Genomic DNA, 19,781 nt, shown 5'->3' with positions numbered 1-19,781 from the left:
GCGTCCACTATGTGGTTCCCAACCAACAAACCCGTTGCGTTGCAGGAACAAAACACAACAAAATAACAACACCACAAAGTTGTAACCAATAGTTTTCCCACCACCACCCCCACGGGGCCGGCCGGTGCGGAGCAAGGGTTACGGCGGTCATAGCGTGGGGGAAACGCCCGGTCCCATTCCGAACCCGGAAGCTAAGACCCACAGCGCCGATGGTACTGCACCCGGGAGGGTGTGGGAGAGTAGGTCACCGCCGGAACACCATTCAGGTCGAGAGCCCCAACCACACGGTTGGGGCTCTCCCACTTTAACCACCACACACAAACCCACTCCCGGAACGGGCACCCCCAGGGGCAACCCACCCGCACTTCCCGGGCCCTTCCGACGAACCCTCTCCCACCGCCCGGCCACGCCGGCCAGGCACCCAACCCACCCACCGCCGTCGACCCCCCCCACATGATTGAGCGTTAGGTTGGAACCCACAGGAACTCAGAGAGCGTTGCCGGGGTGGGCACGAAAGGTGACAGAGCGTCCGGGTAAAGTTGTTGATCATGGACAACCTCTTTAGCCACGCTTCCCCGGCCGACGAAGCACCGGATCCCGTGGATGCCCTGGGCGCCGTCGTGCACACCGTGGTGGTTCCTGGGCCGGTCTCCAAAGCGTTCATCGGGTTCACCGAACACACCCATCTCTGGTGGCCCCTCGAGGACCACAGCGTGTTCGGCGCGGGTTCCTACGTTGAATTCGAAGAGAACCTGGTGCTGGAAACTGCCGACGATGGCCGTACCGCGGTCTGGGGCAGCATCGATGACTGGCAGCCACCGCTGTCGTTCCACGCCAGCTGGCACCCCGGGACCACGGCGCTGTGGTCCACCGAGCTTCGCGTTGCCTTCAGGGCTGTTGAAGGGGGCACGGAGCTCCGGCTTGTGCACGACGGCTGGGAGGGCGCTGAAGACCCCGCCAGGACCCGGGCCGAATACGATGCAGGCTGGCCGGGCGTACTGGCCCGTTTTGTGCGGTTTATGGGTGGTGCAGTTGGCTAGCGTCCGGCGCATGACGGGGGACGAATGGGAGTCGCTTAGGGCCGTGCGGCTGGAGATGTTGGCCGATACGCCCACTGCCTATGTCGAATCCCTGGCGTCGGCCGAGGCGCAGACGGAAGGCCAATGGCGGAGCCGCGCCGCTGCGATGACGGCCCCGGGCAGTGTGACTTTTGTGGCTGAGGACGACTCTGCGGCCAATGGGTTTTGCGGTCTGATGCGGGTGGTTGTTAAGCATCCCCAGGACCCGGGCCGGCCGCGTCAGGCGATGCTGATCAGCGTTTACGTGGCTGCGGCATTCCGCGGCAGCGGGCTTGCGGGCAAGCTGCTGGGCTATTCGGTTGAAGCGGCAGCCAGCGAGCTGGGGGCAGGGCTGTTGCAGCTCGGGGTGCACGAGGACAATACCCGTGCCCTCCGCTTCTACACGCGCCACGGCTTCCGTGACACCGGCCTCAGGGAAGCCTACGCACTGGATCCGGCCAAGAAGGAATTCATCATGGAGCGGGAGCTGTAAGGGAAGTACCTAGCGGACGGGCGCCGTGTCTGCCGGTGGTACGGACGTGCTGGACCTCACCACGAACTTGGTGGGAAACTCCGTGTCCGTTGCGCCGCCGTCGGCCGCTTTTTCAAGCCCGGCTAGCAGCAGCCGGACCGCCAATGCTCCCTGGCCCCGGGCGTCCTGGTCGATAGTGGTCAGCCCGAACACCTCACCAAGCTCATGGCCATCAATACCGATGACCGACAAGTCGTACGGAATCCGCAGGCCGAAGTCGCGGGCGGCCAGGATGGTTCCGATGGCCATTTCATCCGAGGCCGCGAACACCGCTGTGGGCCGTTCGGACGCTCCGCCAAGCAGCTGCCGGGCACTCGCATAAGCGCCCTGGATGGTGAAGTCCGCGGAGACCTGCCATTCAGGACGGACTGCAACCCCGGCCGCCGCCATGGCTTTCTCAAAGCCGCCCTGTCGCGTGCCGGGGAGCCGGAAATCCTGCTGGTAGGAGGCGTCGCCGGTCATGTGGGCGATCCGGGTGTGCCCCAGCCGGAGCAGGTGGTTGGTTGCGGCCTCGGCAATGCCGGAGTCGTTGATCCTGATGGTGGAGGCACCAGGCAACGGACCGCCGATTCCCACGATGGGGCGGTGGATGGCGAGCAGCTGCTGTATTTCGGCCTCACTGAGTTCGAGGGACACGGCGATGACCGCATCCACCCGTTTCCGCAAGAGAAAATCGTTCAGCACGCTGTGCCGGCGGTCGGGCCCTTCACTGACGTTGTACAGGGTCAGGTCGTAGCCGGCGTCGAGCAATGTCGCGGACACTCCCTCCACCACCGACGAGAAAAACCAGCGGTGGACCGAAGGAACAACCACCCCCACATTGTGGTTCCGGCCTGAAGCCAGGCTGGAGGCGTGGTAAGACAATACGAAACCGAGCTCAGCCGCTGCTGTCTGCGCGCGTTCGCGGCTGCGGGGCGAGACGTTGCCTTTGCCGCTCAGCGCCCGCGACACGGTAGCGATGGATAGGCCCGCACGCTCAGCTACGTCCTTGATGCCGGGCATGTTCAGTTCTCCGTGTTCCTCACTGCTAATTCAACGACAGCCGGATCACCCAACTGGGAGGTTCAACCAGACCGTCTCACCCGAGCCTAGCTGATGACCGCCGTCGTACGTTTCCGGTGACGCCGAATACTGTTCGGCTGACTCCGGGGAGCTGCGCAGCAGCACATGCCCCGGCGGGAGATCCACCGGATCCGGCCCCACGTTCATGACCACCAGCGTGGTCCCGTTGACGTAGGCGAGGGACGTATCGCTGCACCAGTTTTCCAGCCAGGCTAGCGAGCCCCGGCCCAGGTCCAGCTGCCTCCGCATGGCCAACATCCGGCGGTAGAGGTTCAGATGAGACGTCGGCTGTTCAGTCTGCACATCGCGTGCCAGTTCGGCGAAGCTCGCCGGCTGCGGCAGCCAAGGGTCCTGGCCGGACCCGAAACCCGTGTGCGGCTCCGCGGCACGCCACGGAAGCGGCACCCTGCAGCCGTCGCGGCCCAGCCGCTCTCCGCCGGTGCGCGCGAAGGTGGGGTCCTGGCGCTGGCTGTCTGGGATGTCGATGCCGTCCGGAAGGCCCAGTTCCTCGCCCTGGTAGAGGTACGCCCCGCCGGGAAGCCCCAGCATGAACATGGAGGCAGCCGCCGCCCGTTTCCTGCCCAGGACAGAGTCCGGCTGACGGTCAAAGGTGCCGATCCCGTCGCCGTCGCGCGGTGCCGGGCCGTCGTAGCCGAAGCGGGTGGCGTGGCGGACGACGTCGTGGTTGGACAGTACCCAGGTGCTGGGCGCGCCGACGGCGTCCAGCGCCACCAGCGAGTCCGTGATCACGCCGCGCAGGCGGTGAACGTCAAGCCCCGCGTGGAGGTAGGGAAAGTTGAATGCCTGGTGCATTTCGTCCGGACGCACCCAGTCGGCGAGACGGGGCAGCGGGTCCACGTTGGCTTCGGCGCAGAGGATGCGGTCCGGACCGTACTCCGCCAGGATGCGGCGCCAGGCCCGGTAGATGTCATGCAGGGCAGGCTGGCCGAACATCGGGGCGTCGTGGCCGGGGTAGCCGTCACAGCTGTTGCCGTCTGCCCGGCCGCCCCATTCAGGCAGCCCGGGAGCTTTCACCAGGGCATGGGCAACGTCCACGCGGAACCCGGCGACACCACGGTCCAGCCAGAAGCGCAGCACCCGTTCGAACTCATCGTGGACTGCCTGGTTGTCCCAGTTGAAGTCGGGCTGGGAGGTGTCGAAGAGGTGCAGATACCACTGCCCGGGCTGGCCGTCCGGTTCGGAGATACGTGTCCAGGCCGGTCCGCCAAAGTGGGATTCCCAGTTGTTGGGAGGCTCTTCGCCGAAGGGTCCGCGGCCGTCCCGGAAAATGAACATGTCCCGCTCCGGACTTCCCGCGGGGGCGCCGAGGGCGGCCTGGAAAGCGGCGTGCTGGTCCGAACAATGATTGGGAACAAGGTCCACGATCACCCGCAGGTTCAGGCGGGCTGCCTGTGCCATCATGGCGTCGAAGTCGGCCAGGGTACCGAAGAGCGGATCCACGTCGCAGTAATCGCTGACGTCGTAGCCGGCATCCTTCTGCGGTGAGCGGTAGAACGGCGACAGCCAGACGGCATCCACGTCAAGCCGGGCCAGCTGGGGGAGTTCGGCGGTGATGCCGGCCAGATCGCCGATGCCGTCCCCGTTCAGGTCCCGGAAGGAGCGCGGATAAACCTGATAGATCACTGCGGAGCGCCACCAGCCGGCAGCTTCATCTGCAGTGTGGACCAGGGTCAGTGGCCCGGCTGCGATGGCGGGGGCTTTGAGCATTGAGTCAACGGACATGCCGGTAATCGTAGAACGGAATTGTGGCAAATTGAAAACGCTTCCAATTGTGACGTGCGCCTCACTCCCGTCGGAGAACCTTCCGGTTCAGCCCTTGATTGCAGGTGTATAGCGCCGCCAGCTTCGCGCTGGAGCCGTAGGCTGGAATTTTGCCCACGGCCCTACTGCCAAGTAGGGTGACTTTCCAACATGGGTCAATCCGTGTACTTTGGAAGCGCTTGCAGCTGTGAGCCACATCACCGACGATGCCACAGGGCCCCAGGGGCCGACGCGTGGATGCAGGATTTTTTATGAAAGGGACACCAATGAAGGTGCAGAACACCCTCACGAGCGGGACCAGCCGCCGCGTCTTTACGGCGGGCGCGCTCTCCGTCGTTGCAGCCCTGGCGCTCAGCGCCTGCGGCGGCGCATCGGCGACCGCACCGGCGACTGCCACCGCCAAGCCGGATCTGAAGTCCGCCGGTGCCGGCACCATCACCATGTGGGTCGACGCCGAACGCTCACCGGCACTCAAAGACATCACGGCCAAGTTCCAGGCCGATACCGGCATCGAAGTGAAGCTGGTTGTCAAAGACTTCGCCGCTGTCCGCGATGACTTCATCACCCAGGTCCCCACGGGCAAGGGGCCGGACCTGATTGTCGGCCCGCACGACTGGGTGGGCAAGTTCGTCCAGAACGGCGTGATCGCTCCGATCGAACTCGGCGACAAGTCCTCGGCCTTCCAGGAATCCTCCGTCAAGGCCATGACGTTCAACGGCTCCGTCTATGGCGTCCCGTACGCCATCGAGAACATCGCCCTGCTGCGCAACACCGACCTCGTGTCCGACAGCGCGGAAACCCTTGATGAAGTGGTGGCCAACGGCAAGAAGGCCGTGGCGGACGGCAAAGCCAAGTTCCCGTTCCTGGTGGGCATGGATCCCAAACAGGGCGACCCGTACCACCTCTACCCGCTGCAGGCTTCCATGGGTTCGCAGGTCTTCGGCCAGGCGGCCGACGGCGGCTACGACCCCAAGCAGCTCCTGATCGGCGACGCTGCCGGCGTCGAATTCGCCAAGAAGCTCGTGGCCTGGGGCGATACCGGTGAGAAGATCATCAACTCCAACATCACCGGGGACATCGCCAAGGAGAAGTTCCTGGCCGGCGAATCCCCGTACTTCCTGACGGGCCCCTGGAATGTTCCGGATGTCCAGAAGAAGGGCATCAAGTTTGCGGTGGACGCCCTGCCGACCGCCGGTGACAAGCCTGCCCAGCCGTTTATCGGCGTCAACGGCTTCTTCATCAGCGCCAAGAGCGCCAACGCCCTGGCCACCAACGAGTTCGTGACCAACTACCTCACCTCGGAAGCAGCCCAGGATTCCATGTACAAGGCCGGCGGCCGCCCGCCGGCGCTGAAGGCGTCCTTCGAGAAGGCTGCCAGCGACCCCGTCGTGGAAGCGTTCGGCAAGATCGGTGCCACCGGTGTGCCCATGCCCGCCATCCCGGAGATGAGTGCGGTCTGGGCTGACTGGGGAGCCACCGAACTGGCCCTCATCAAGGGCCAGGGCGATCCCGCTGCCGACTGGGCCAAGATGGCCGCCAGCATCAAGGCGAAAATCGCCGGCTGACCAGTCGCCGGTCTACTTCCGGCAGCACTGGCCGGGCAGCTTAATGCTGCCCGGCCGGTTGCCGCTCGAACCCCGCGCTGACCACCGCCCCCGCGCAGCGCCCGCAATCTCCACGGCCCGCTTCTCCCAAGGACCATAGACAGCCATGCCCAAAACCGATCTTTTCCAGGATTCCCCGCAACCCCCGTCGCCATCATCGTTGCCAGGAGCATCGCCAGCAGCTTCGCCAGCACCGAAGGGCACCACGCAAGACCAGCCGGGCGGGGTCCGTAAAGGCCGCTTCGGCCAGGATTCCACCAAGGGAATCGTCGCCAAGATCGTGCTCCTGGGCCTTGTGGACGCCCTGGCCGTCTACGTCCTGATGATGCTTTTCCTCAGCCAGTCCTGGGGTGCGCTGGGGGTCTCCTCCGCCGTCGTGCTGGCCATTAACTGGATCTACCTCCGCAAGGGGGGACTGCCCGCCAAATACCTGGCCCCGGGCGTGCTGTTCCTGCTGGTGTTCCAGGTCTTCGTGGTGCTGTTCAGCGGATACATCGCCTTCACCAATTACGGCGACGGGCACAACAGCACCAAGGATGACGCCATCGCGGCCATCCAGCTCACCGCGCAGAAGCGCGTTCCGGACTCGCCCGCATACAAGGCAGCGGTGCTCACCAAGGGCAACGACTTCTACCTGCTGTTCACCGATCCGGACGGCAAGGCCACGATCGGCAGCACCGGCACGCCGCTGAAGGAAGTGCCCAACGCAGGAACCGACTCCGCCGGCAAGGCCAACTCCGTCGACGGCTACCAGACGCTGACCTTCCAGGAAATCGTCGCCAACCAGCAGGAGATCCTGGCCATCACCGTACCCGTCTCGGACAACCCGGCTGACGGCACGCTGCGCACGGCAGACGGAAGCAACGCCTACGAGTTCAAACCGGCGCTGACGTATGACGCCGTGGCGGATACGTTCACCGACACCGACACGGGGGCCGTCTACCGCGACAACGGCAAGGGCGCCTTCGCGGACGGCAACGGCGAAACCCTCACCACGGGCTGGAAGATCGACGTCGGCATGGAAAACTTCGCCCGTGCCTTCACCGATCCGAGCCTGCGCGGCCCGCTGCTGGGCGTCATCCTGTGGACGTTCACCTTCGCCGTTACGTCGGTGGCACTGACCTTTGCGCTGGGCCTGTTCCTGGCCGTCACGTTCAACCGCGAGGACCTGCGCGGCAAGAAGGTGTACCGGATCCTGATGATCCTGCCGTATGCGTTCCCCGCGTTCCTGTCCGGCCTGGTCTGGTCCGGCATCCTCAACCCGCAGTTCGGCTGGCTCAACCAGACGCTGCTGGGCGGAGCAACGATCGGCTGGCTCACCGACCCCTTGCTGGCCAAGGTCAGTGTCCTGGTGGTCAACCTCTGGCTCGGCTTCCCGTACATGTTCCTGGTCTGCACCGGCGCCCTCCAGTCGCTGCCCACCGAACTCGACGAAGCCGCCCGGATGGATGGGGCCGGCCCGTGGCGGGTGTTCCGGTCCATCAAGCTGCCCCTCCTGCTGGTCTCCATCGCCCCGCTGCTGATTTCCTCGTTCGCCTTTAATTTCAACAACTTCAATGTGATCTACATGCTCACCGGCGGCGGACCGCGCTTCGCCGACACGGACCGGGACATTGGAGCCACTGACATCCTGATCACCCTCGTGTACAAGGTTGCGTTCGGGCAGGGAACCGGCCGTGACTACGGCCTCGCCAGCGCCCTGGCGATCATCATCTTCATCATCGTGGCCACAGTTTCGGCCATCAGCTTCAAGCAGACCAAAGCACTCGAGGACGTGAACTCATGAACGGGTCAACGGCACGCACACGCACGACGGCGGCACCCGCCGCAGGCTCCACCGTCACCGCTGGTGGCACCGCAGAAGGAGCCACCGACGTCGATCAGCTGAGGCTGCTGCACCGGCGGCGCACGTTCGGGGCCTGGTTCAAGGACAAGGGCTGGCGCCACCTTGTGGGAATCGCGGTCACCATCTTCGCGGTCTTCCCGCTGCTCTATGTCTTGTCCGCCGCGTTCAACTCCACCGGCACCCTCGTGGGCTCGAACGCGCTTTTCAGCAAACTCGACCTCGGCAACTTCACCGCTTTGTTCAACGACCCGTCCCGGCCCTTTGGCCGCTGGTTCGTGAACACCATGGTGGTGGGTGTGGTGACCTCGGCAGCGACGGTGTTCCTGGGGGCAATGGCCGCCTACGCCTTTTCCCGCATGCGGTTCAAGGGTCGCCGGATCGGACTGCTGAGCCTGCTCCTGCTCCAGATGTTCCCGCAACTGCTGGCCGTGGTGGCCATCTTCCTGCTGCTCAGCGGAATCTCCGAGGTCATTCCCGCCCTGGGCCTGGGCAGCCAGCTCGGCCTGATCATGGTGTACCTCGGCGGGGCACTCGGGGTGAACACCTACCTCATGTACGGCTTCTTCAACACCGTTCCGCAGTCCCTGGACGAGGCGGCGAAGATTGACGGCGCCAGTCACGTGCAGATCTTCTTCGGCATCATCCTGCGCCTGGTCACGCCGATCCTCGCAGTGGTGGGGCTGCTCGCCTTCATCGGCATCTCCAGCGAATTCGTGATCGCCAGCGTGGTGCTGACCGATCCGGACAGCCAGACGCTCGCGGTCGGACTCTACTCCTTCGTCGCCCAGCAGCGCTCTGAGAACTGGGGAGTCTTCGCCGCCGGTGCCGTGCTCGCCGCCGTCCCGGTGATGGCACTGTTCCTGTTCCTGCAGCGCTACATCGTCAGCGGCCTCACCCAGGGCTCGGTCAAAGGCTGAGCATGGCGTCATACCTCCAGCCCGGCCCGGCCGCGTCTGGGCCGGTCCAGCCCGGCCCGGCCGCGCACTGCCCCCTCCCGCACCACGACGGTTCGCCGCTGCATGCGCCCCGGCACACCGCATTGGGCGATACCGCCCGGCTCCGCATCAGGGTCCCCGCAGCGTGGGGGCATGCGGCCCGGGTCTGGGTGCGGTCGGTCCAGGACGGCGAGCCGCGGTACGACGCCGCCCGCAGCCTGGGGGAGTCGGACGGCTGGACCTGGTGGGAATCCGAAATGACAGTCACCAACCCGGTGGCGCGGTACCGGTTCCTGCTGGAAGTCGCGGCCGTCCAGTACGACGGGGGGACGCCCGGTAGCGGGACGCCCGGTGCCGGGCGTCCCGGAACGGGGACAGCGGCCGTCGGCCAGGGGTACTGGAGCCTCAACGCCCAGGGACTGTTCCGCCGCGACGTCTCCGACTATGCGGACTTCCGGCTGACAGCGTTTCCCGCTGCGCCCCAGTGGCTGCGCCGGGGAACGATGTACCAGGTGTTTCCGGACCGCTTTGCACGCTCCGCGGACGCCGGCTCGCACCCGGCGCCGGACTGGGCCATCCCGTCCGGCTGGGACCACACACCCGTGCTGGGAACCGGGCCGGCCACGCCGTTCCAGTTCTACGGCGGGGACCTCACCGGGGTGGCCGAAAAGCTGGACCATATCCAGGGACTCGGCGCCGACATCATCTACCTGACGCCGTTCTTCCCGGCACGTTCCAACCACCGCTACGACGCCTCCACCTTCAACGCAGTGGATCCCCTGCTTGGCGGGGACGTTGCCCTCGTGAAACTGGTGGAAGCGGCACACGGCCGCGGTATCAAAGTGATTGGCGACCTCACCGCCAACCACTCCGGCGATGCCCACGAGTGGTTCCGGCGGGCGCTCGCCGATCCGGCATGCCCTGAATCCGGCTACTACTATTTCACCGGATCCAAGGAAGAGGGCAGCGGGCAGCAGGGATCCAGGGAACAGGGTGCCCGGACCTACGAGGCCTGGTACGGCGTTGCGTCGCTGCCCAAGCTCAACTGGTCCTCCGACGAGCTAAAGCACAAGTTCGTCCTGGACGACGACTCCCCGGTGGCCCGCTGGCTCAGGCCCCCGTTCAACCTGGACGGCTGGCGGATCGACGTCGGCAACATGACCGGCAGGCTGGGCGCCACCGACCTCAACCGGGAGGTGGCCCGGCTGATCGCTGACCGGGTCCGGGACATTAACCCCGAAGCCGCCTTGCTGGCCGAAGCCACCAACGATGCCGCACCGGACTTCACCGGCGAACACTGGCACGGCGCCATGACCTACGCCAATTTCACCCGTCCGCTGTGGTCGTGGCTGGCCGGGGACGCCGCCCACATCAATTTCTTCGGCACCCCCCTTGCCGGCCCCAACCGGATGGGCGCCGAGGATTTCCTCGCCACCCACCTGGACCTGGCGGCAGCCTTCAGCTGGGACCTCCGGCTCCAGAACATGAACGCCCTGAACAGCCACGACACCGCACGTGCCGCCACAGTGATGATCGACGGCGGACAGCTGCTCGGGGCCGTCATGATGTTCACCCTTCCCGGTGTTCCAGTGGTCTTCGCAGGGGACGAGTTCGGACTCACGGGGCACAACGGCGAAGACGCCAGGACGCCGATGCCGTGGGATGACCCCCGCCGGGTCGAGGCGGACCTCCGCGCCAGCTATTCGTCCCTGGGATCCCTGCGCCGTGGTCATCCGGCGCTCACCGAGGGCGGCATCCGCTGGCTGTACGCCGACGGCGACGCACTCGCCTATGTACGGGAGACGGCGGAAAGCGCGGTCCTGGTGTTCGTGGCACGCGCAGCCGCCCGGGCGGACCTCGCCGCCGGCGCACTGTCTCCGGCCCAAGTCGCCGCCCTCGGTGCAGAGGCTGCCTTCAGCACAGGCGAGGTCAACACCGGGGCGGGGAACGCTGGCGTTAGCCTCAGCGCCGGCGACGCCGCGGCCGCGGTCTGGGTGCTTCCGGGGACGGCCGTGCCTGCCGTTTAGACTGGAGGCCGGATTCGACGGACCTGGAGGCCGCATGAGCAACATTGTTGACGAGCTCAAAACCATCCTGGAGCCAGGCAAGCTGGCCGTGGACGAAACGACCTTGGCCCGTTACGCCGTGGACCAGGCACCGGTTGTGGACTACCAGCTGCCGCTGGCCGTCGTCTGGGCCGAAACTGTCGAAGACGTCCAGGCTGTGGTCGGTGCGTGCGCCAAGCACGGTGCGCCCATAGTTGCCCGCGGGGCCGGCACCGGGGTTTCCGGCGGTGCACACGCCAGCCCGGGATGCATCGTGCTGAGCCTTGAACGCATGAACCGCGTCCTCGCCCTGAACCCGGACGACGAGACCGCCGTCGTCGAACCCGGCGTGATCAATGCCGACCTTAACGACGCAGCAGCGGTCCACGGGCTGATGTACGCCCCGGATCCCGCGAGCTTCCGCACATCAACCCTCGGCGGCAACGTTGCCACCAACGCGGGCGGCCTGCGCTGCGCCAAGTACGGCGTCACCCGCGATTCGGTGCTGGCCCTCGACGTGGTCCTGGCGGACGGCTCCCTCATTCACACCGGGCACCAGACATTCAAGGGCGTTGCCGGCTACGACCTGACCGGGCTGTTCGTTGGCTCGGAAGGAACACTCGGCATTGTGGTCGGGGCGACGCTCCGGCTGAAGTACCTGCCCCGCGAAGTGCACACCATCGCCGCGTTCTATCCTGACTTCCGCAGCGCCGCGGCCGGTGTCCTGGCCGTGGGCAAGGCGCGCGTGCAGCCGGCCATCATGGAGCTGCTCGACGGCGGTTCGCTGCATCAGCTCGATGAGATCCATGGCTCGGACCTGAGCTCCCGCGGCGCCTCGCTCCTGCTGATCCAGACGGACGGCTTCGGGGCTGCCGCGGAAGCCGATGTGGTCCGCGAGGTCCTTGCAGCCGGCGGAGCCACAGTGACCACCGAAGCCAGCGCGGAAGCCGAACAGCTGGTGGAACTGCGGCGAAACAGCCGCGGCGTTGAAGTGGACGACGAATACCGGGTGGGGGAGGACGTGGCCGTGCCGCGCTCGCGGCTTGTGGACTACATCGGCGAGCTTGAAGCGATGGCCGTGGCCCACGGCGTGCAGCTCAAAGTGGTGGCGCACGCCGGCGACGGCAACCTGCACCCTACCTTCTGGGTGGACCGCGTGGACCACCAAGTGGACGCCGACGCCATGCAGCGGCTGGGCGAATGCCTGGACAGATCAATCACGGTGGCCCTGGCGATGGGCGGAACCATCACCGGCGAGCACGGGATCGGACAGTACAAACTGCGGTGGCTCGGCCTGGAACAGCCCGAACCCGTCAGGGAACTGCAGCGCCGGATCAAACATCTCTTTGACCCGGCCGGCATCCTGAACCCCGGAAAAGCGATCTAGGGGCAGGCCAGCCTAGTCGTCTGAGTCGGGGTACTCGTCGATGTCCTCGTCGCCGTACCGGGACTGCTCGGTTTCCACTTCGAGGATCTTGAGCAGCTCGGTGTCCGGGTTGAGCATGATCGCTGCCTCGTCGCGGCGGTGCCGGAGGATGGAGTCGATGTAGGACTGCACGGCCTCCGCCAGCGGAATGTGCCGTTCCTGCTTCTCTGACATGTACCAGCGGTGTTCCAGCACTTCATGGACTGCTTCCGCCGGTTCCAGCTTGCCTGAGAGGTCGCGCGGAATTGAGCGCACAATGGGCTCGAAGATCTGGCTGACCCACAGGTGGGCGCTGTATTCCTCATCCATCTTCGGGTTGTTGTCCGCGCGGAAGGAGTCCATGTCGTTGAGCAGGCGGCGCGCCTGGTTCTCCTGGGCATCCAGTCCGGTCAGCCGCAGCAGCCGGCGCTGGTGGTGTCCGGCGTCCACCACCTTGGGCTGGAGCTGGATGGTGGTGCCGTTCTGGGTGGTCTTGATGGCGTATTCCTCAACATCGAATCCCAGCTCGTTGAGTTTCCGGATCCGGGCGGCCACACGCCAGCGTTCGCCGATCTCGAAGGATTCCTTCTCGGTAAGCTCGGTCCAGAGGCGCCGGTAGCTGTCCATGATGAGCTCGCTGGTGGCCACCGGGTCCACCTTTTCTTCGATCAGACCGCCGTCCAGCAGGTCCATCAGCTCACCGGCGATGTTGACCCTGGCAATCTCGAGATCGTACTCGCGCTGGCCGGTGGACAGGTCCGGGTACAGCTCGCCCGTCTCGGCGTCCACGAGGTAGGCGGCGAAGGCTCCGGCGTCGCGCCGGAAGAGGGTATTGGAGAGCGAGACGTCGCCCCAGTAGAAACCGATGAGGTGGAGGCGAACCATCAGCAGCGCCTGGGCGTCGATCAGCCGGGTGAGGGTGTCTTTGCGCAGCATCTGTGAGAACAGCGCCCGGTAGGGCATGGAGAACTTCAGGTGCCGCGTGACCAGCACCGGATTCAGGGGCCTGCCGTCCGGTGTGGTGCGGCCGGTGATAACAGCTACGGGCTCCACGCAGGGCACGTCCAGGCGCGCCAGCTTGCGGAGCATGTGGTACTCGTGGCGGGCCACATGTTCGGAGGTTTCCTTGATGGCGATCACCGAACCGCCCAGGTGGGCGAAGCGCACGATGTGCCGGGAGATGCCCCGGGGGAGCGCTGCGAGGTATTCCGCAGGCCAGTCCTCCAGCGCGATGTGCCAAGGCAGATCCAGGAGTTCGGGATCAGCAGCGGCCGCGGTGATGCTCAGGTTGCTTGAGACGTTGGAACTCTTGTCGTCGTTGGCGCTGGCCGCTTCAAACCGAGGTAGTTTGCCGATCTGGCCGTAGTCGGTGGGTTCGTCGTGCCATTGGGCGTTGCTTTCCTCGGTCATGTGCCAATTCTTCCGTACGTAGGGGCAGGCGGCCTAAACAAACGTCAGGAAACCGCGCTTAAATCACGACGGCGGCCCGTCCAGTGAGGAGGGGCCGCCGCCGTTCAGTGCAAAGGCTAGTCGCCGAGGCGCAGGCCGGTCTTGGTGTCGAACAGGTGCACGTGTCCGGACTGCGGGCGAACGTAGATGGACTCACCCTTCATCGGAGGACGGCGGCCGTCGACGCGTGCCACGATGTCGTGGCTCTTGCCGTCCAGCGTGGTGTGGCCGTAGACGTAGGCGTCGGCGCCGAGTTCTTCGACGACGTCGACCTCAACCTGGAGGCCTTCACCGGCGGCGACCTGCTCCAGGTCCTCCGGGCGTGAACCGAGGGTGACAGTGGCGCCGTGGGCCTCTTCGAGGATGTTGCGCGGTACCGGGTAGACAGTTCCGCCGAACTGGACGCCGCCGTCGACGACGGGGAGTTCCAGCAGGTTCATGGCAGGGGAGCCGATGAAGCCGGCGACGAAGACGTTCTTGGGCTTGTCGTAGAGGTTGCGCGGGGTGTCAACCTGCATCAGGAGGCCGTCCTTCAGCACAGCCACGCGGTCACCCATGGTCATGGCCTCGACCTGGTCGTGGGTCACGTAGACCGTGGTGACGCCCAGGCGGCGGGTCAGGGATGCGATCTGCGTACGGGTCTGGACGCGGAGCTTGGCGTCAAGGTTTGAGAGCGGCTCGTCCATGAGGAAGACCTGCGGGTTACGCACGATGGCGCGGCCCATGGCAACACGCTGGCGCTGACCGCCGGAGAGTGCCTTCGGCTTGCGGTCCAAGTACGGCTCGAGGTCAAGAAGCTTGGCTGCTTCGCGGACACGCTCGGCGCGCTCTTCCTTGCTGACGCCGGCGATCTTCAGCGCGAAGCCCATGTTGTCCGCAACGGTCATGTGCGGGTACAGGGCGTAGTTCTGGAAGACCATCGCGATGTCGCGGTCCTTCGGCGGAACATCGGTGACGTCGCGGTCTCCAATGAGGATGCGGCCTGCGTTGACGTCCTCAAGACCTGCGAGCATGCGCAGGGAGGTGGACTTGCCGCAGCCGGAGGGTCCAACGAGGACCAGGAATTCGCCATCGGCGATGTCGATGTTGAGCTTATCGACGGCGGGCTTATCGGTGCCCGGGTACAGACGTGTTGCGTTATCAAAAGTAACTGTAGCCACAGTTATCAATCCCTTCACCGGCAGGTACGTGCCGGACGATCCGTTGTGAATGGTTCATGTTTATTCAGTTGTCCACGGTCTTTCAGCCGTGTACTCCCCGGCCGAAGCCGAGGAGTATCGCGTGACGCCGCACGGTGTCTGTGCGCCACATCACAAACAGAGTATGTCAGATTTTATGCAAATGGGTGCAAATGTTACGGGCGTCACATGTGAGATTCGCGACCCCGCCCGTGCCGGGCGGTGGATTTACGACGGTGCTAAGCGGATTCCGCCAGCGCCAGGGTGCGTTCGCGGAGCAGTGTTTCCAGTAGTTCGGCGATGTGCACGGGCGCCTCGACGCGGAACTGCGCCTGGGTGAAATCGAGCCCCACCTTAACGCCCACGTCGCCCGGATACAGCCGCCCCAGGGCGTCTTCATCCGTGGTGTCGTCCCCCGCGAACACCACCGCTGTGGCGTCCGTCGCCTGGCGCAGGAAGGCCATTCCCTCACCCTTGGAAGCGTGCACGACGGACGTCTCCAGTACGCGGTTGCCGTTCTTCAGGTACACGTCCGGCCGGTCCTGCAGGGCAGCGCGGGCAGCGGCGACGGCGTCCTCGGCCACGTCGTCGGCGGCCAGGCGGGTGTGGAGCACCACGCCGGCCGGTTTGTCCTCCAGCAGGGTTCCCGGCGCCTGTTCCACGATCTCTTCCAGGATGTGGCGGACTTCTGCCAGCAGGGTCAGCTGGTCCGGGTCCAGGGTGAGCTCGGAAGAACCCGGCCCCAGCCAGGCCTCGGCACCGTGGCTGCCGATGAGGAGCGTCTCCGGCGGCGGCGAAGCGACCGACCGGAGGCTGGCGAGGGCACGGCCCGAGATGAGTGCCGTCGTCGTTCGCGGGAGGGCGGCCAGAGCGGCGAAAGCGGCCGCGGACCGGGGGAGGGGACGGGCGTCTGCCGCGTGGTCAACGAGCGGGGAGATTGTTCCGTCAAAATCCATGGCAACCAGGAGGTGCTCGGTGGCGGCCACTTTCTTGAGGGCCGCCAGGAGTTCCGGCGGAAGCGTGAGGGGCGTCTTGTCCGGGGCTGCCTCAGGTGTCATCACGGACCACTTTCTCTTTGAGCGCTGCAAGGAAATCGGCTGACCAGTGATCGACATCGTGGTCCAGGATCTGCTTGCGCATGGACCGCATCCGGCGGCCTGCCTCGGCCGGTTGCATGTTGACGGCCCGCATGATGGTGTCCTTGAGGCCGTCGATGTCGTGCGGGTTCATCAGCAAGGCCTGCTTGAGCTGGTCCGAGGCACCGGCGAATTCGCTGAGCACCAGGGCGCCGTCGTTGTTGGTGCGGGCGGTCACGTACTCCTTGGCGACCAGGTTCATGCCGTCACGCAGTGCCGTGACCAGCATGACGTCGGCCGCCAGGTACAGGGCCACCATCTCGTCGATGGGGTAGCTGTGGTGAAGGTAGCGGACCGCCGTGTTTTGCATGGTGTCGTAGGTGCCGTTGATGTGGCCCACGGTGCCCTCCACCTCCTCGCGCAGGAGCCGGTACTGCTCCACCCGCTCCCGGCTGGGGCTCGCCACCTGGATCAGGGCCGCGTCCTCCACCGTAACCTTGCCGTCGGCCAGCAGTTCCTCGTAGGCCTTGAGCCGGTGCCGGATGCCCTTGGTGTAGTCGAGGCGGTCGACTCCGAGGAGGATGGTCTTCGGATTGCCAAGGTCCCGGCGGATCTGGTGGGCGCGCTCGATGATCTCCGGCTGGCGGGCCAGTTCGCTGATCTGCTTGACGTCGATGGAGATGGGGAACGCCTGCGCCCGGGCAATGTGGGTTGTTGCGCCGTCCGGGCCCTTGACGTGCACCTGCTGCTGCTTGACGCTGGCGCCGAGGAAGCGGCGGGCTGAACGCATGAAGTTGCCGGCGTCGCTGGGGCGCTGGAAGCCCACCAGGTCGGCCCCGAGGAGGCCGTCAATAATGGCCTGGCGCCACGGGAGCTGGGCGAAGATTTCCGGCGGGGGGAAGGGGATGTGGTTGAAGAACCCGATCTTGAGGTCCGGGCGCGCTTCGCGGAGCATCTTGGGTACCAGCTGCAGCTGGTAGTCCTGCACCCAGACGGTGGCTCCCTGGTCGGCGTGCCGGACGACGGCGTCAGCAAACCGCCGGTTGACCTTCCGGTAGGAATCCCACCAGGTCCGGTGGAATTCCGGCGGCGCAATCACGTCGTGATACAGCGGCCAGAGCGTGGCGTTGGAAAAGCCCTCATAGAAGAGTTCGACGTCGTCCGTGCTCAGCTGGACCGGGACCAGGTCCATGCCTCCGTGGCTGAAGGGCTTGACGGTCTCGTCCGGGGCGCCGTGCCAGCCCACCCACGCGCCGTCGGTCTTGGTCATCATCGGAGCCAGGGCGGTCACCAGGCCGCCCGGCGACCGGCGCCAGCCGCCGTCGCAGCCCCTGTCCTCCGGGGCGCAGCGGTCAACCGGGAGCCGGTTGGACACGACCATGAAGTCATACAGCGCGGCAGCCTCGTGGCCATCGCCGTGCGCGGGTTTTCCTGCAGCTGTTGCTTCGGATTTGTCACGGTGCGTAGTGTGCATTGGTGCCCCTTGGGTTGCTAATGGCTCGAAGTCAACCCTAGTCGGCTGGAATCTTCCGTGCTATCCATCCGTTGGGCAGACGGACGGAAACTTGAAGGCGCAAGCTCTCAGGTTTCTCCCCTAAACTGACAAAGTTGCCACTGAGGTGGTCCGCACCTGGCCGATCGACCCGAGGAACTGATGAGCGCCGCAAACGAACCCCGCAAGTCCAAAGCAGAACGCACTGCCGAGGCCCGCGAGAAAGCCCGTGAAATCCGTGAGGCGCAGCTGCAAAAGGACAAGCGCAATAAGCTCCTCATCGGCTGGGGCATTGTGGTGGCTGTTGTGGCCATCCTCGCAATCGTTGCACTGGTAGTCAGTTCCAATATCAGGAACAACGCTCCCGTGGCAGACGAAGGCCCCACCCCCGCCAACGGCAACATCCACGGCGGCGTGACGCTGCTGGCAAACTCCGAGGTAGTGAAGTCCGATCCCGCCACGGTGAACGTTAAGGATGTCCCCAGCAAGCCGGAAACCCCGCCTGCAGAGGTCAAGGCACCTGGCGCTGAGGCGGAAGCCGGCAAGCCCGTGAAGGTGGTCGTTTATATCGACTTCATCTGCCCCGTCTGCAAGCGGTTTGAAACCACTTATAACGAACAGCTGACCAGCCTCCGCAACGAAGGCAAGATCTCGCTGGAGTACAGGCCGCTGGGCTTCCTGGACCTGCAGTCCACCACCAACTACTCCTCCCGCGCGGCCAACGCTGCGGCCTGCTTAGTCAACGATTCGCCCGAAAAGTACTCCGACTTCGTCAACGCACTCTTCGAGAAGCAGCCCGCAGAAGGCAGTGCCGGTCTTTCGGACGACGATCTGAAGAAGATGGCCACGGACGTGGGCGCCAAGAGCATCGACACCTGCGTGGAAGAGAAGAAGTACCGGCCCTACGTAAAGGTGGCCACGCAGGAAGCTGCTGCTATCGGTGTGACCGGCACTCCGACGGCCTTCGTGGACGGCAAGCAGTGGGGCAAGGGCGACTCCGCCAATACCGACCTGATCCCGTTCATCCAGGCCGCAATGGACGCCAAGGGCTAACGACCACCCTCGCGCATCAGGCCAGTGGCCCGGTACCGGAACCATCCGGCACCGGGCCGCTGCCGTTTTTACCAGCGGGGCGTCCTTGGGCTAACCTTATCTAGCACTGCACCCAGTGCCTCCGTTGCGCCTGATCCGTCAGGCAGAAACAGGCACGCCTCCTTAGCTCAGTTGGCCAGAGCACCGCTCTTGTAAAGCGGGGGTCGTCGGTTCGAATCCGACAGGGGGCTCCACGAAGGTCCTGATCTGAGGGTTGTCACCCCAGCTCAGGGCCTTTTGCGGTTTAAATGCACGGGTGGCTTTAGGGGGCCGGGTGCCGCTGTTGCCACTGCCAGGCTCCGGGCCGTTCGGCCCTTGGCTGATCCGTTCACACCGCGGAACCTTGGCGTATGAGCCAAGAGAAAAACGGGATCCGGCTAGTCCAGCGCCCCGAGCAACCCACCGCCGTCGTCCGCGAAAAAGTGCCCATGAACGCTCTGCCGGAATTCTTCGGCCGTGCTTATGGCGCCGTTATGGCCGCAGTGCAGAACCAGGCCGTGCAGATTGCTGGGCCGCCTTTTGGCCGGTACCTGAGCATGCCCACAGACACGGTCGATGTCGAGGCAGGATTTCCGGTGGCGGCGCCCTTCACCGGGTCAGGAGAAGTTGCGGCCGGAACACTGCCGGAGTGCCAGGCTTTCGAAGCCACCCACACGGGCCCGTACGACACGTTGAATGCCACGTATGACGCCATCCAGGAGCGGATGAAGGAAGAGGGGTTCAGCCCGGCCGGCTCAATGTGGGAATACTACTTGAGCGACCCCGCCACGGAGCCCGACCCGGCCACCTGGAAAACCCTGGTTGTGTGGCCTGTGGCCTAGGGTCCGTCCCTGGCGGTCTGTGTACGCCGCCTAGTCCTCGGCGTCGATCTTCTCGAGCAGGTCCTTCGCGGCCTTGGCGATGTCATGGTGGTTGTGTTGCGCAGCCCGGCTTTCCAGGGAAATGACCGCGCAGCGGTGGATCTTCTTGAAATCCCCGAAAGGAAAGCTCACGCTGCCTTTGGTTCCCTCCGACTCATCAGGGTCCAGGCCCAGGTGCCACGTGGCGAAATCCGAAAAGCCGTGCTTGTCGATAAAGGCATTTTCCTGGTCCGCCGACGGCGCGTGCTCGCTCCAGTCGTCGCGGGTGTCGCGGACAACCTTCCCGTCCCTCACCAGGCTGCGGGCGTGTTCCAGGGCCTTCTTGTTCAATTTCGTGGCCATGACATTCCTCCGGAGGTCTCGGA

The 19,781-nt window shown here is 65.2% G+C and carries 16 protein-coding genes, 1 tRNA gene and 1 rRNA gene; 11 read left to right on the top strand and 7 right to left on the bottom strand.

Annotated features, from left to right (window positions below; translation table 11 throughout):
- Positions 1–139 precede the first annotated feature (139 nt).
- The 3 genes from rrf to PV761_RS20490 all read left to right on the top strand — a co-directional run bounded on the left by rrf (position 140) and on the right by PV761_RS20490 (position 1,551).
- A 5S ribosomal RNA gene (gene rrf / locus PV761_RS20500) occupies positions 140–256 on the top strand.
- A gap of 292 nt (positions 257–548) precedes the next feature.
- Complete coding sequence (locus PV761_RS20495; RefSeq protein ID WP_347899465.1) at positions 549–1,040, top strand: SRPBCC domain-containing protein; 492 nt, start codon at positions 549–551, stop codon at positions 1,038–1,040.
- A 10-nt stretch (positions 1,041–1,050) separates the two neighbouring features.
- The gene (locus PV761_RS20490) at positions 1,051–1,551 is read left to right on the top strand and encodes an N-acetyltransferase (RefSeq protein WP_347899464.1); all 501 of its coding nucleotides are present in this window, start codon (positions 1,051–1,053) and stop codon (positions 1,549–1,551) included.
- Between the two features lie 9 nt (positions 1,552–1,560).
- Here PV761_RS20490 and PV761_RS20485 read toward each other — a convergent pair whose 3' ends face one another.
- Together PV761_RS20485 and PV761_RS20480 are read right to left on the bottom strand one after the other, a co-directional pair.
- Positions 1,561–2,592, bottom strand: coding sequence for a LacI family DNA-binding transcriptional regulator (locus tag PV761_RS20485; protein WP_028271391.1), 1,032 nt, complete (start codon positions 2,590–2,592; stop codon positions 1,561–1,563).
- 45 nt (positions 2,593–2,637) lie between these two features.
- Positions 2,638–4,395, bottom strand: coding sequence for an alpha-amylase family glycosyl hydrolase (locus PV761_RS20480; protein ID WP_347899463.1), 1,758 nt, complete (start codon positions 4,393–4,395; stop codon positions 2,638–2,640).
- Between the two features lie 305 nt (positions 4,396–4,700).
- Here PV761_RS20480 and PV761_RS20475 point away from each other — a divergent pair, with 305 nt between their 5' ends.
- The 5 genes from PV761_RS20475 (at position 4,701) to PV761_RS20455 (ending at position 12,251) form a co-directional block, all read left to right on the top strand.
- Positions 4,701–5,999 (top strand): maltose ABC transporter substrate-binding protein, encoded by a 1,299-nt coding sequence (locus tag PV761_RS20475; RefSeq protein WP_028271389.1) that lies wholly within the window; start codon positions 4,701–4,703, stop codon positions 5,997–5,999.
- Between the two features lie 145 nt (positions 6,000–6,144).
- Complete coding sequence (locus PV761_RS20470) at positions 6,145–7,824, top strand: ABC transporter permease subunit (protein WP_347899462.1); 1,680 nt, start codon at positions 6,145–6,147, stop codon at positions 7,822–7,824.
- A complete protein-coding gene (locus PV761_RS20465; protein WP_028271387.1) occupies positions 7,821–8,801 on the top strand; it encodes a sugar ABC transporter permease in 981 nt (326 codons plus the stop codon). Before PV761_RS20470 ends, PV761_RS20465 begins: the two co-directional genes overlap by 4 nt.
- Before the next feature lie 2 nt (positions 8,802–8,803).
- A complete protein-coding gene (locus PV761_RS20460; RefSeq protein ID WP_347899461.1) occupies positions 8,804–10,846 on the top strand; it encodes a glycoside hydrolase family 13 protein in 2,043 nt (680 codons plus the stop codon).
- 34 nt (positions 10,847–10,880) lie between these two features.
- Positions 10,881–12,251 carry an FAD-linked oxidase C-terminal domain-containing protein gene (locus PV761_RS20455; protein ID WP_347899460.1) on the top strand — a complete coding sequence of 457 codons (1,371 nt, stop codon included), beginning with the start codon at positions 10,881–10,883 and terminating at the stop codon, positions 12,249–12,251.
- 12 nt (positions 12,252–12,263) lie between these two features.
- On the opposite strand, the gene PV761_RS20450 is transcribed toward PV761_RS20455, so the two are convergent.
- The 4 genes from PV761_RS20450 to PV761_RS20435 form a co-directional block, all read right to left on the bottom strand.
- The gene (locus PV761_RS20450) at positions 12,264–13,679 is read right to left on the bottom strand and encodes a DUF4032 domain-containing protein (RefSeq protein ID WP_028271385.1); all 1,416 of its coding nucleotides are present in this window, start codon (positions 13,677–13,679) and stop codon (positions 12,264–12,266) included.
- 116 nt (positions 13,680–13,795) lie between these two features.
- On the bottom strand, positions 13,796–14,878 hold the full coding sequence (ugpC, locus tag PV761_RS20445) for a sn-glycerol-3-phosphate ABC transporter ATP-binding protein UgpC (RefSeq protein WP_028271384.1): 1,083 nt from the start codon (positions 14,876–14,878) through the stop codon (positions 13,796–13,798).
- A gap of 257 nt (positions 14,879–15,135) precedes the next feature.
- Positions 15,136–15,954, bottom strand: coding sequence for a trehalose-phosphatase (otsB, locus tag PV761_RS20440; protein WP_028271383.1), 819 nt, complete (start codon positions 15,952–15,954; stop codon positions 15,136–15,138).
- Positions 15,944–17,446 (bottom strand): trehalose-6-phosphate synthase, encoded by a 1,503-nt coding sequence (locus PV761_RS20435; protein ID WP_028271382.1) that lies wholly within the window; start codon positions 17,444–17,446, stop codon positions 15,944–15,946. The genes otsB and PV761_RS20435 overlap by 11 nt, the downstream gene beginning before the upstream one ends.
- Positions 17,447–17,626: 180 nt before the next feature.
- Here PV761_RS20435 and PV761_RS20430 point away from each other — a divergent pair, with 180 nt between their 5' ends.
- The 3 genes from PV761_RS20430 (at position 17,627) to PV761_RS20420 (ending at position 19,377) form a co-directional block, all read left to right on the top strand.
- Positions 17,627–18,517 carry a DsbA family protein gene (locus PV761_RS20430; protein ID WP_347899459.1) on the top strand — a complete coding sequence of 297 codons (891 nt, stop codon included), beginning with the start codon at positions 17,627–17,629 and terminating at the stop codon, positions 18,515–18,517.
- 156 nt (positions 18,518–18,673) lie between these two features.
- Positions 18,674–18,750: transfer RNA gene (locus PV761_RS20425), tRNA-Thr, on the top strand.
- Positions 18,751–18,906: 156 nt separating this feature from the next.
- A complete protein-coding gene (locus tag PV761_RS20420) occupies positions 18,907–19,377 on the top strand; it encodes a GyrI-like domain-containing protein (RefSeq protein WP_028271348.1) in 471 nt (156 codons plus the stop codon).
- A gap of 30 nt (positions 19,378–19,407) precedes the next feature.
- On the opposite strand, the gene PV761_RS20415 is transcribed toward PV761_RS20420, so the two are convergent.
- The gene (locus tag PV761_RS20415) at positions 19,408–19,758 is read right to left on the bottom strand and encodes a hypothetical protein (RefSeq protein ID WP_028271347.1); all 351 of its coding nucleotides are present in this window, start codon (positions 19,756–19,758) and stop codon (positions 19,408–19,410) included.
- Positions 19,759–19,781: the final 23 nt, after the last annotated feature.

Origin of the sequence: Arthrobacter sp. CC3 (assembly GCF_039907775.1) — a bacterium.
Taxonomy (GTDB): Bacteria; Actinomycetota; Actinomycetes; order Actinomycetales; family Micrococcaceae; genus Arthrobacter.
This window is presented reverse-complemented; position numbering and strand designations above follow the sequence as displayed.

Excerpts from the sequence above, each read along its gene's own strand:
- PV761_RS20475 (WP_028271389.1), top strand. The coding sequence starts at position 4,701 with ATGAAGGTGCAGAACACCCTCACGAGCGGGACCAGCCGCCGCGTCTTT.
- PV761_RS20415 (WP_028271347.1), bottom strand. The coding sequence starts at position 19,758 with ATGGCCACGAAATTGAACAAGAAGGCCCTGGAACACGCCCGCAGCCTG.
- PV761_RS20455 (WP_347899460.1), top strand. The coding sequence starts at position 10,881 with ATGAGCAACATTGTTGACGAGCTCAAAACCATCCTGGAGCCAGGCAAG.
- PV761_RS20470 (WP_347899462.1), top strand. The coding sequence starts at position 6,145 with ATGCCCAAAACCGATCTTTTCCAGGATTCCCCGCAACCCCCGTCGCCA.
- PV761_RS20420 (WP_028271348.1), top strand. The coding sequence starts at position 18,907 with ATGAGCCAAGAGAAAAACGGGATCCGGCTAGTCCAGCGCCCCGAGCAA.
- PV761_RS20450 (WP_028271385.1), bottom strand. The coding sequence starts at position 13,679 with ATGACCGAGGAAAGCAACGCCCAATGGCACGACGAACCCACCGACTAC.
- PV761_RS20490 (WP_347899464.1), top strand. The coding sequence starts at position 1,051 with ATGACGGGGGACGAATGGGAGTCGCTTAGGGCCGTGCGGCTGGAGATG.
- PV761_RS20480 (WP_347899463.1), bottom strand. The coding sequence starts at position 4,395 with ATGTCCGTTGACTCAATGCTCAAAGCCCCCGCCATCGCAGCCGGGCCA.
- PV761_RS20435 (WP_028271382.1), bottom strand. The coding sequence starts at position 17,446 with ATGCACACTACGCACCGTGACAAATCCGAAGCAACAGCTGCAGGAAAA.
- PV761_RS20465 (WP_028271387.1), top strand. The coding sequence starts at position 7,821 with ATGAACGGGTCAACGGCACGCACACGCACGACGGCGGCACCCGCCGCA.
- PV761_RS20430 (WP_347899459.1), top strand. The coding sequence starts at position 17,627 with ATGAGCGCCGCAAACGAACCCCGCAAGTCCAAAGCAGAACGCACTGCC.
- otsB (WP_028271383.1), bottom strand. The coding sequence starts at position 15,954 with ATGACACCTGAGGCAGCCCCGGACAAGACGCCCCTCACGCTTCCGCCG.
- PV761_RS20495 (WP_347899465.1), top strand. The coding sequence starts at position 549 with ATGGACAACCTCTTTAGCCACGCTTCCCCGGCCGACGAAGCACCGGAT.
- PV761_RS20460 (WP_347899461.1), top strand. The coding sequence starts at position 8,804 with ATGGCGTCATACCTCCAGCCCGGCCCGGCCGCGTCTGGGCCGGTCCAG.
- PV761_RS20485 (WP_028271391.1), bottom strand. The coding sequence starts at position 2,592 with ATGCCCGGCATCAAGGACGTAGCTGAGCGTGCGGGCCTATCCATCGCT.